Origin of the sequence: Oscillibacter sp. KLE 1745, assembly GCF_000469445.2 — a bacterium.
Taxonomy (GTDB): domain Bacteria; phylum Bacillota; class Clostridia; order Oscillospirales; family Oscillospiraceae; genus Oscillibacter; species Oscillibacter welbionis.
The window spans coordinates 45249-55838 of the sequence record NZ_KI271734.1 but is presented as its reverse complement, the minus strand read 5'-3'; the positions used below and the strand labels follow the sequence as shown (position 1 = coordinate 55838).

The window sequence follows — 10590 nt, the reverse complement described above, 5'->3', positions numbered from 1 at the left end:
CTCTTTTTGGCGCTGACAAAAAGAGAATGGGGGGGCGCATCCCCGCTGGACAAGCCCCCCTGCGGGAGCAGAATCCCCCCAGGCCGCCGCCCGGCGGCCCAACCGTTTTCCGGAGAGTCTCCGCCTCCGGGCCGCCGGGATCATCGCCCCCCTGCGGATGCGGCGCGGTCTTTCCCAACAGCCCCCGCCTCCTGCCCGGGCGGCAAACGAACAGGCCCCGGCCCCCTCCCGGGGGCCAGGGCCCATGCAATGGCCGGTTTACTTCTTGCCGTGCAGCGCCTTCATGCGCTTCTCGTGGTCCAGAATGGCCTTGCGCATCCGCAGGCTCTTGGGGGTGACCTCCAGTAGCTCGTCGTCCGCCAGGAACTCCAGACACTGCTCCAGGCTCATCTGCTTGGGGGGCACCAGCCGCAGCGCCTCGTCGGAGCCGCTGGCCCGCATGTTGGTCAACTGCTTTTTCTTGCAGATGTTGACGGTGATGTCCTCGCTCCGGGGGCTGACGCCGATCACCATACCGCCGTACACCGGCACGCCGGGCCCGATGAACAGGGTGCCCCGCTCCTGGGCGTTGAACAGGCCGTAGGTGACGGACTCGCCGGTCTCAAAGGAGATCATGGAGCCGGTGCCCCGGCGGGAGATGTCGCCCTTGTAGGGGGCGTAGGAGTCGAACACGCTGGCCATGATGCCCTCGCCCTTGGTGTCCGTCAGGAAATCGCTGCGGTAGCCGAAGAGGCCCCGGGCGGGGATCAGGAACTCGATCTTCATCCGCTCGCCCACGGGAGTCATCTCCACCAGATCCGCCTTGCGGGCACCCAGCTTCTCGATGACCGCGCCCACACAGTCGCCGGGCACGTCCACCACCAGCCGCTCAATGGGCTCGCACTTGACGCCGTCGATCTCCTGGTACAGCACGCGGGCGGGGGAAACCTGGAACTCATACCCCTCCCGGCGCATGGTCTCAATGAGGATGGAGAGGGACATCTCGCCCCGGCCCGCCACGTTGAAGGCAGTCTCCTTGTCCGTGTCGGTCACACGCAGGGACACGTCCTTCAACGTCTCCCGGTACAGCCGGTCCCGCAGCTGGCGGGAGGTGACGAACTTGCCCTCCTTGCCGGCAAAGGGGGAGTCGTTGACGGAGAAGGTCATCTCCAGGGTGGGGGCGCTGATCTTCACGAAGGGCAACGCCTCCACGCAGTCCGGGACGCAGATGGTGTCGCCGATGGTGATGTCGGGAATGCCGCTCATGGCGATGATGTTGCCGGCGGTGGACTCGGTCACCGGATTCCGGGCAAGGCCCTCGAACTCGTAGATGGCGGTGGCTCTCGCCTTGCGGAGCACAGCCTCCGGGTCGTGGTAGTTGCACACGACGATGTCCTGGTTCTGCTTCAAGGTGCCCCGCTCGATGCGGCCGATGGCGATCCGGCCCACGAAGTCGTTGTAGTCGATGGAGCTGACCAGCATCTGGAAGGGCTGGTCCACATCTGCCTCCGGGGCGGGGATATACTCCAGAATGGTCTCAAACAGGGGCTTGAGGTCCGTGCCCGGCACGTCGGGGGAGTAGGAGGCGGTGCCGTTGCGGCCGGAGCAGAACAGCATGGGGGAGTCCAACTGTTCCGGGGTGGCATCCAGGTCCATCAGCAGCTCCAGCACCTCATCCACCACCTCGTGGATCCGCTGGTCGGGCCGGTCGATCTTGTTGACCACCACAATGACCCGGTGGCCCAGCTCCAGGGCCTTGGAGAGCACGAAGCGGGTCTGGGGCATGGGGCCCTCGGCGGCGTCCACCAGCAGGATGACGCCGTTGACCATCTTCAGGATGCGCTCCACCTCTCCGCCGAAGTCGGCGTGGCCCGGGGTATCCACGATGTTGATCTTGGTGTCCTTGTACCGGATGGCGGTGTTCTTGGCCAGGATGGTGATGCCCCGCTCCCGCTCCAGGTCGCCGGAGTCCATGACCCGGTCCACCACCTCCTGATTCTCCCGGTAGACGCCGCCCTGCTTCAGCATCTCGTCCACCAGCGTGGTTTTGCCGTGGTCGACGTGGGCGATGATGGCGACATTTCTCAAATGTTCGTTCTGCATAATTCTCTTCTCCTTCTTCTCTGGCAAGGCCGCGCCGGGCGGCGCGTACAAGTGTTTTGCCTGCGGCAAAACCTTGGCGGAGGCGGAATTCACTGCACGGCCGTTGGCGGCTTTGCCGCCTTACGGATGTGGCGTACCCCTTGCGGGTGCTTCCGCCGGGCATTTCTATCAAACGATCCCCGCAGGGTGTCAGCCCTGTGGGGCAGTCTTGCCGTGGTCGATGTGGGCGTTGATGGCGATGTTCCTCAAATGTTCGTTCTGCACATCTTCCCTCTCCTTTTCTCTATGAAAGGGCCACGCGGGGCGCGCCGGGCGGCGGATCAACACACGCGGCCTCCCTGCCGGCCGTCCGATTCCGGCCGCCGGTCGAGATTTGCACACAGTTTTGCATTATATGCCGTTCTCTCGATTTTTGCAAGCTGCTTTCAGGGGCTTTTTCAAAAAAACAGGACGATTCCGCAGTTTTCATAGGAAAGCGGCAGTTCCGGAGGCGCAGAACTGCCTTTTTGGGTATTTTCCCAGGCCGTTCCAAAAGTAATACCTCCCCAAAAACTTTCGGTCCAACCGGCCGCGGATTTGGCGGTTCGGCACATTGACTGGGACGGCGGCCTCTACCTATAATAGAAGATGCTGCGGCGGAAGCGGTGCCAGCACCGCACGTTCCCCCGCAAGTACCGCGACCCGCTGGGGCCGCCCAATGGAGGCATTCTGCCATGTACCGTATCAGAACATTCAACAAGATCTCTCCCGTCGGCCTGAACCGCCTGGATCCGGCGCTGTACGCCGTCTCCGATTCGGAGACAGACGAGGACGCCATCCTGGTCCGCTCCGCCAAGCTGCTGGACTATGATTTTCCGAAAAACCTTCTGGCCATCTCCCGGGCTGGGGCCGGCGTCAACAATATCCCCCTGGACCGCTGCTCCGAGGCGGGCATCGTGGTATTCAACACCCCCGGCGCCAACGCCAACGCCGTAAAGGAGCTGGTGCTGTGCGCCATGCTGATGGGCTCCCGGGACGTGGACGGGGGCATCCAGTGGGTCCGGCAGCAGGTGGCCTCCGGCGTGGATGTGACCACCGTAGTGGAGAAGGGCAAGGCCGCCTTCATCGGCCCGGAGCTGTACAAGAAGACGCTGGGCGTCATCGGCCTGGGGGCCATCGGGTCATTGGTCGCCAACATCGCATTGTCCCTGGGCATGGATGTGTACGGCTACGACCCCTTCCTGTCTGTGGATGCCGCCCTGCGGCTGGACCGCCACATCCATGTGGTGAAGGACATCAACGAGCTCTACAAGCGGGCGGACTATATCACCATCCACATCCACTACACCAAGGACACGGAGCGCATGATCGACGCCAAGGCCATCGGCGCCATGAAACGGGGCGTCCGGTTCATCAACCTGGCCCGGGGCGAGATCGTGGACGACGATGCCATGCTGGCGGCGCTGGACACCGGCTGGGTAGCGGCCTATGTCACAGACTTCCCCAATAACCGCCTGGTGGGTGCGCCCCACGTGCTGGCCATGCCTCACCTGGGAGCCTCCACACCGGAGAGTGAGCAGAACTGCGCGGTCATGGCGGTGGACCAGCTGCGGGATTACTTGGAAAACGGCAACATCCGCAACAGCGTAAACCTGCCCGCCGTCAGCCAGGAGCGCAGCGGCGTGTGCCGGCTGTGCCTGATCCACAAAAACGTGCCTGCCATGCTGGCCAGCATCACCACCCTGCTGTCCCGGGACGGCATCAATGTGGAGAACCTGAGCAACAAGTCCCGGGGGGACTACGCCTACACCATCGTGGACCTGAGCGCCCCGGCGGACCAGTGCGTCATCGACGAGGTGACGGCGCTGGAGAATGTGATCCGGGTACGGGTCATCCAGTGAGCGCCGAAGGGCTGCCGCCTGCGCGGCAGCCCTTTCCCATTGACAGCAGGGCGGAAAACAGGTACAATGGTTTCTGCCTATTTGATATGCCCCTGTAGCTCAGTCGTATAGAGCGACCGCCTCCTAAGCGGTAGGCCACCAGTTAGAGTCTGGTCAGGGGTGCCAAGTCAGCCGCTGTAAGCCAGTTTTCGGCTTACAGCGGCCTTCTTATCCGTTCCACCGCATTCCAGCGGCTGCCAGGTGCCTTTCATAGCGCGGTCTCTGTAAAAACTCCGGCTGATGTGCGATCCGCAAACTGCTTGGGCATCCTCTCAGGCCGCCTCCAGGCGCTTTTATACCCTCGTCCTCCTGCCGTTCTGCTGGATGGCGGCCCTGCGGCACGCCGCTTCCCGGCACAAAAAAAGAGGCGCCCCCGGCTAATGGCCGGGGACGCCTTTTCACATCCAGCGGAGACGGTGCTCTGCCGGAAGATCAATTCAGCACTTCTCGAACACGGTGGCAACGCCCATGCCGCCGCCGATGCACAGGGTAGCCAGGCCCTTCTTGGCCTCGGGCCGCTTCTGCATCTCGTGCAGCAGGGTCACGATGATCCGGGCACCGGACGCGCCGACGGGGTGGCCCAGGGAGATGGCGCCGCCGTTGACGTTGACCTTGCTCATGTCAAAGCCCAGCTCACGGGCCACGGCGATGGACTGGGCGGCGAACGCCTCGTTGGCCTCCACCAGGTCGATATCGTCGATGGTCACGCCGGCCTTGGTCATGGCCTGACGGGAGGCGGGCACGGGGCCGACGCCCATGATCTTGGGATCCACGCCGCCCTGGCCCCAGCCGATCAGCTTGGCCATGGGCTTCAGGCCGTACTTCTCCACAGCCTCACCGGAGGCCAGCACCAGTGCGGCGGCGCCGTCGTTGATGCCGGAGGCGTTGGCGGCAGTCACGCGCTGCTGACCCTTGTCGTCGGTCTCCTGGATGCCGGTGGGCTCAAAGGTGTGGACCACCTGGGGATTGGGGGACTCGGGCCCCACGGGGAAGGCGCCCTTCAGCTTGGAGATGCCCTCGGCGGTCACGCCGGCACGGGGGAACTCGTCCACCTTGAACTCCACGATGTCCTTCTTGACCTTCACGGGCACGGGGACGATCTCAGCCTCGAACTTGCCAGCCTTCTGGGCGGCCTCGGTCTTCTGCTGGGAGGAGGCGGCGAACTCGTCCATCTCCTTGCGGGTGATGCCCCAGATGTCCGCGATGTTCTCAGCGGTGGTGCCCATGTGATAGTTGTTGTAGGCGTCCCACAGGCCGTCCTTGATCATGGTGTCGATCATCTGGGTGTGACCCATCCGGGCGCCGTAGCGGCCGGTGGGAACGGCGTAGGGAGCGGCGCTCATGTTCTCAGTGCCGCCGCAGACAACCACGTCGGCGTCGCCGGCCAGGATGGAGCGGGCGCCCTCGATCATGGACTTCATGCCGGAGCCGCAGACCATGCCCACGGTGTAAGCGGGGACGGAATAGGGGATGCCGGCCTTGATGGAGGCCTGGCGGGCCACGTTCTGGCCCTGGGCGGCGGTCAGGATGCAGCCAAACATGACCTCATCCACCTGCTCGGGCTTCACGCCGGCACGGTTCAGAGCCTCTTTGATGACGATGGCACCCAGATCGACGGCAGGGGTGTTCTTCAGCGCGCCGCCGAAGGAACCAATCGCGGTTCTGCAGCAATTCACAACATAGAGCTCTTTCATGATCTTCCTCCGTTTTTATAAAAATATGGGATTGGCAGCTCCGACGGCTCTTCGTCAGGCGCTGCCGCAGACGCCAATCACAAGTTGAGGGTGGCGGCGAGAGTTTGTCAAAAGAAAAACATAATTGCCAAATTTTTGACAAATGCTCATACACCAACCGCTTGCTGATTTGATTATACTGGGTTTTTCCTGCCCCGTCAATGCAAATTTCTGTGAAATTCGAAAATTTGTTAAAACTTTATCAAAACCTCTGCGAATTTCGTCATTTTGCCAAAATTGGCACAAACACCCATCAGGCAACCTCTCCGCCGGAGGCATCCAGCTCCGCCCGGGCGGCGATGAGCTCGTCGTAAAACCGGCTCACATCCAGGTCCGCATAGGTGCGGGTGGTGGAGATGTCCGCGCTGTCCGCCGCAGCCTGGAGCAGGGCGTCGAAGTAGTCCGGGGCCACGGCCTCCAGGTCCACGGGCTTGCGCAGAATCAGGTAGAAGCCGTCATCCGCCTCCACCACGCCGCTGAACTGGCCCTCCTCCAGGGCCTGGGCCGCCTCCTCGCAGGCGGCGGGCAGCGTGCCGTCCCCCACAGTGAAGGTGTATCCGGACGGATGCTGGTCCCGGTCCGTCTCATCGCTGTAAGTGGCGGCCAGGACGGCAAAGTCGTGGGCAGGGTCCGCGCTGCCGTTCAGCTTGGAAAAGGCCTCCTCCGCCTTGGCCCGGCAGGCGGCCACGGCCTCCGCGTCCGCCGGGTCCACAGCGGCGGTGGAGAGCCAGATGTGGTCCACGGTGAGGTAGCCCTGCTCCTGGGCAAAGGTCTCCAGGTCATGCTCCGCAGGGGCCAGCTCGCTGCCCTCCGTGCAGTAGAGGTCGTACAGGTGCTCGTAGAGATAGTAGTCCCCGGAGATGGCCTCCGCTTCCGCCCGGTCCAGCCCCATGCGGGCCAGCACAGCCAAATAGGCCTCCTCCCCGCCGTACTGGGCCGCCCGGGCCGCCCACTCCCGGTCCATGGCGGTCCGGTCCTCGTCGGTGAGGGTGCAGCCGTAGTCCTCCGCCCAGGTCTCCACTGTGGCGTACAGGGCGGCGTTCTGCAGCGCCTGGTCCTTGGCGTAATCCTCCAGGCTCTGGCCGGAGACAGTGTCCCCCCACTGGATCCCCTCCCCGCTGTCGTAGTAGTCGGCGATGTAGTCGCAGGCGTAGGCCAGCCAGTAGAGGTATCGCTGGGCGGACACGTCCCGCCCGTCCACGGACAGCAGCACAGTGTCCGGACGGATGCCGGACGCCTCGCAGAGAAGTCCCCCCTCTGTGTCTCCGCCCCCGCAGGCGGTGAGAGAGAGGGCGGCCCCCAGGGCCAGGCAAAAAGCGATGCATCGTTTCATCACGGTTCTCCTTTGTCATTCCTCGCAGATTCCGTGGAAACGCCCCGCACAGGACAGGCGGGGGACGTCCCACCGCCACCATCCTATGCGGGGCATGGCAAAAACATGATGAAACTTACGGGGTCCCGCCCGCGGCCTCCTCCGCGGCCAGCTTCAGGTCCTCCACCAGGTCCCGGGCGGCCTCCAGCACATCCTCCCCGGGCTTGAGCTTCAGGGTGAGGGCAGGGATCTCCCCCGCCGCCAGCGTCAGCCGCTGGCGGTACTTGGCGTGGCCGCACACCGCCACCAGGGCCTGTGGGTGGAACACTCCCAGCTGCAGCCGCAGGAGGCTGCCCTTCTGGGAGATATCGGACACGCCGGCCTTGGCCGCGGCAGAACGCAGCAGGGCCACGTCCAGCAGGGCCAGAACGGACTTGGGCGCCTCGCCGTAGCGGTCCAGCATCTCGTCCAGCAGATCCGAGGCGTCCTCGTCCGTGCGGATGGCGGCGATGCGGCGGTACAGGTCCATCCGCTGTTCCGCCGAGGGGACGTACCGGTCCGGGATATGGGCGTTCACCGTCAGGTCGGCGGCACACTCCGTCTCGATCCGCTTCTCCTCGCCACGCTCCTCCAGGACGGCCTCCTCCAGCAGCTTCAGGTACAGGTCGTAGCCCACGCTCATGAGATACCCGGACTGCTCCGGCCCCAGCAGGTTCCCCGCGCCCCGGATCTCCAGGTCCCGCATGGCGATCTTGAAGCCAGAGCCGAACTCCACATACTCCCGGATGGCCGCCAACCGCTTGGCGGCGGTCTCCTGCAGCACCTTGCCCCGGCGGTAGGTGAGATAGGCGTAGGCCCGCCGGGCGCTGCGGCCGATGCGGCCCCGGATCTGGTGGAGCTGGGCCAGCCCCATCTTGTCCGCGTCCTCGATGATGAGGGTGTTCACATTGGGGATGTCGATGCCGGTCTCGATGATGGTGGTGCACACCAGCATATCCGCCTCCCCGTCCACCATGGCCTGCATGACGGAGGACAGCTCCTGCTCCGTCATCTTCCCGTGGCCGGTGACGATGCGGACCTCCGGCCCCAGCATCTTCTGGAGCCGGGCGGCGGTGGCATCGATGCTCTCCACCCGGTTGTGGAGGTAGTATACCTGGCCGCCCCGGCCCAGCTCCCGGCGGACGGCATCCTCAATGATGGCCCAGTCGTGCTCCAGCACATAGGTCTGCACCGGCTGGCGGTCTGACGGAGGCTCTTCCAGGGTGGACATATCCCGCAGGCCCGAGAGAGCCATGTTCAGTGTCCGGGGGATCGGAGTGGCGGAGAGGGTCAGCACGTCCACCTGGCGGCTCATCTCCTTCAGCCGCTCCTTGTGGGTGACGCCGAACCGCTGTTCCTCGTCGATCACCAGCAGGCCCAGGTCTTTGAACGCCATGCTCTTCTGCAGCAGCTTGTGCGTGCCGATCAGCAGGTCCACGCCGCCGTTTTTGGCGGCCTCCAGGATCCGCTTCTGCTCCCTGGCGGGGGTGAAGCGGGACAGCACCTCGATCTTCACCGGAAAGTCCCGGAACCGGCTGACGGCGGTGGCGTAGTGCTGCTGGGCCAGGACCGTGGTGGGCACCAGAATGGCGGCCTGCTTCCCGTCCAGGATGCACTTCATCACGGCCCGGAGGGCCACCTCCGTCTTGCCGTAGCCCACGTCGCCGCATAGCAGCCGGTCCATAGGCCGTGGCTTCTCCATGTCCGCCTTGATCTCCGCGATGCACCGCAGCTGGTCGTCGGTTTCGGTGTAGTCAAAGGACTCCTCAAATTCCCGCTGCCAGGGGGAGTCCGGGGAGAAGGCGAAGCCCGGCCGCTTCTGCCGCTCGGCATACAGCGCGATGAGGCCCCTGGCCAGATCCTTGGCGGCCTTCTTGGCCTTGGTTTTCTGCCGGGTCCACTCGGCGCCCCCCAGCTTATTGAGCTTGGTGCGCTCGGTGTCCTCTCCTCCGCCGATGTACTTGCTCACCAGATCCAGCTGGGTCACGGGGACGTACAGGCAGTCCCCGCCGGCGTAGTCGATCTTGATGTAGTCCTTCTCCACGCCGTCCACCGGCATCCGCTGGATGCCCACGAACCGGCCCACGCCGTGGTGCTCATGGACCACCAGGTCTCCGGGGGACAGGTCGGTGTAGGACTGGAGCTTCTGCCGGTTGGAGTCCTTCTTCACCCGCTGGCGCTTGCGCATGGCCGGGGCCGTCAGCTGGCCCTCTGTCAGCACCGCCAGCTTCAGCGTCGGCCACTCGCTGCCAGCGGACAGGGCCCCCAGGGAGAGGCGCACCTCCCCCGCCGCAGGCATGGCGGCGCCGCTTAGATCCAGGGTGGCCGGGATGCCCTTCTCCTCCAGCAGCCGGTGGAGATTCTTCGCCCGGGTCTCCCCGCCGCAGAGCACCAGCACCGCGCTGCCGGAGGAGCGGTAGTGCTCCAGATCCGTGACGGCGGTCTCCAGGCTGCCGCCGTAGGAGCTGAGCTGCTTTGCATTCATGGTCAGGAGGCCCCGGGGCCGCAGGGGGTGCCGGGAGGTGGGCAGAGAGTCCTCCAGGATCACGGGGAAGTCCTCCAGCGCGGCGTACAGTTCCTCGGCGGTGAGGGTCAGATGGGCGTACTCCCCCGCCAGCACCCCGGCGGACAGCAGCGCCTCCACGTCCTGCTTCTGCTGGAGGACCGTGTTCTTCACCCGCTCGTCCACCCGGCCGCTCTCACTGAGGAACACCACCGCGTCCGGAGGCAGGTAGTGGACCCCGGCGGTGACAGTCGGATAGATGGCTGCCAGATACCGGTCCGCCGCCCCCGGGGCCGCGCCGCTGCGCAGCCGCTCCGCGTCCTCCCGCAACGTCTGGACGATGGCCTCCGTCTTCTGCTTTTTCGCCAGCTTCTCCGCCAGGGCGGTCAGCTGGTCCGCAAGACCGGGCAGGCCTCCGGGGGCGCAGTGGGGCAGCACCTCCGCCGCCGGCAGGATCCGGGCGGAGGACACGTTCCGGGTCCGCCGCTGGGTGCCGGGGTCGAAGGCGCCCATGGAGTCGACCTCATCGTCAAAAAACTCGCACCGCACCGGCTGGTCCATCAGGGGAGAGAACACGTCCAGAATGCCGCCCCGCAGGGCGAACTGGCCCACGCCCTCCACCTGCTCACAACGGGTATACCCGGCGGAGAGCAGTTGCTCCGCCAGCGCGCCCAGCTCTGCCTGCCCCCCCACCTCCAGGGTGATGGCCAGGGACCGCAGGGTCTCCGGCGGCAGGGTCCGGGCCATGAGGCCGTCCGCGGTGGCCACCACCACCGGCGCGTCCCCCTGGGCCAGGGCGTACAGCGCCGCCAGACGGCTCCGCTCCCAGTCCCGAGAACCCACGGCCCCGGGGCGGAACTGCCACTCCCGGCCCAGCAGGGTCACGGGGCGGCGGCCCGTCAGGGTCTCCAGATCAGCGGAGAGGACCTGGACCTCCCGCTCGTCCCCGCAGAGAAACACCGCCGGACGGCCGCAGGCTGCCGCCACCGCCGCGCCCACGCA

The 10590-nt window shown here is 65.4% G+C and carries 5 protein-coding genes and 1 tRNA gene; 2 read left to right on the top strand and 4 right to left on the bottom strand.

Annotation, left to right across the window (positions count from 1 at the left end):
* Positions 1-258: 258 nt before the first annotated feature.
* Positions 259-2082 (bottom strand): translational GTPase TypA, encoded by a 1824-nt coding sequence (typA, locus tag HMPREF1546_RS11140; protein WP_036631354.1) that lies wholly within the window; start codon positions 2080-2082, stop codon positions 259-261.
* Positions 2083-2795: 713 nt separating this feature from the next.
* On the opposite strand from typA, the gene HMPREF1546_RS11135 reads away from it, so the two are divergent.
* Both HMPREF1546_RS11135 and HMPREF1546_RS11130 read left to right on the top strand, forming a co-directional pair.
* Positions 2796-3962: a phosphoglycerate dehydrogenase gene (locus HMPREF1546_RS11135; RefSeq protein WP_021751363.1), complete on the top strand. Its 1167-nt coding sequence runs from the start codon at positions 2796-2798 to the stop codon at positions 3960-3962.
* A gap of 88 nt (positions 3963-4050) precedes the next feature.
* Positions 4051-4127 (top strand) — tRNA-Arg (locus HMPREF1546_RS11130).
* A gap of 311 nt (positions 4128-4438) precedes the next feature.
* On the opposite strand, the gene HMPREF1546_RS11125 is transcribed toward HMPREF1546_RS11130, so the two are convergent.
* From HMPREF1546_RS11125 to mfd, 3 genes are all read right to left on the bottom strand, one after another.
* Positions 4439-5695 carry an acetyl-CoA C-acetyltransferase gene (locus HMPREF1546_RS11125; RefSeq protein WP_021751364.1) on the bottom strand — a complete coding sequence of 419 codons (1257 nt, stop codon included), beginning with the start codon at positions 5693-5695 and terminating at the stop codon, positions 4439-4441.
* A 292-nt stretch (positions 5696-5987) separates the two neighbouring features.
* A complete protein-coding gene (locus tag HMPREF1546_RS11120) occupies positions 5988-7067 on the bottom strand; it encodes a peptidylprolyl isomerase (protein WP_021751366.1) in 1080 nt (359 codons plus the stop codon).
* A gap of 115 nt (positions 7068-7182) precedes the next feature.
* Positions 7183-10590 (bottom strand): transcription-repair coupling factor (mfd, locus tag HMPREF1546_RS11115; protein ID WP_021751943.1); only part of this gene is annotated, 3408 nt, incomplete at its 5' end.

Excerpts from the sequence above, each read along its gene's own strand:
- typA (WP_036631354.1), bottom strand. The coding sequence starts at position 2,082 with ATGCAGAACGAACATTTGAGAAATGTCGCCATCATCGCCCACGTCGAC.
- HMPREF1546_RS11135 (WP_021751363.1), top strand. The coding sequence starts at position 2,796 with ATGTACCGTATCAGAACATTCAACAAGATCTCTCCCGTCGGCCTGAAC.
- HMPREF1546_RS11125 (WP_021751364.1), bottom strand. The coding sequence starts at position 5,695 with ATGAAAGAGCTCTATGTTGTGAATTGCTGCAGAACCGCGATTGGTTCC.
- HMPREF1546_RS11120 (WP_021751366.1), bottom strand. The coding sequence starts at position 7,067 with ATGAAACGATGCATCGCTTTTTGCCTGGCCCTGGGGGCCGCCCTCTCT.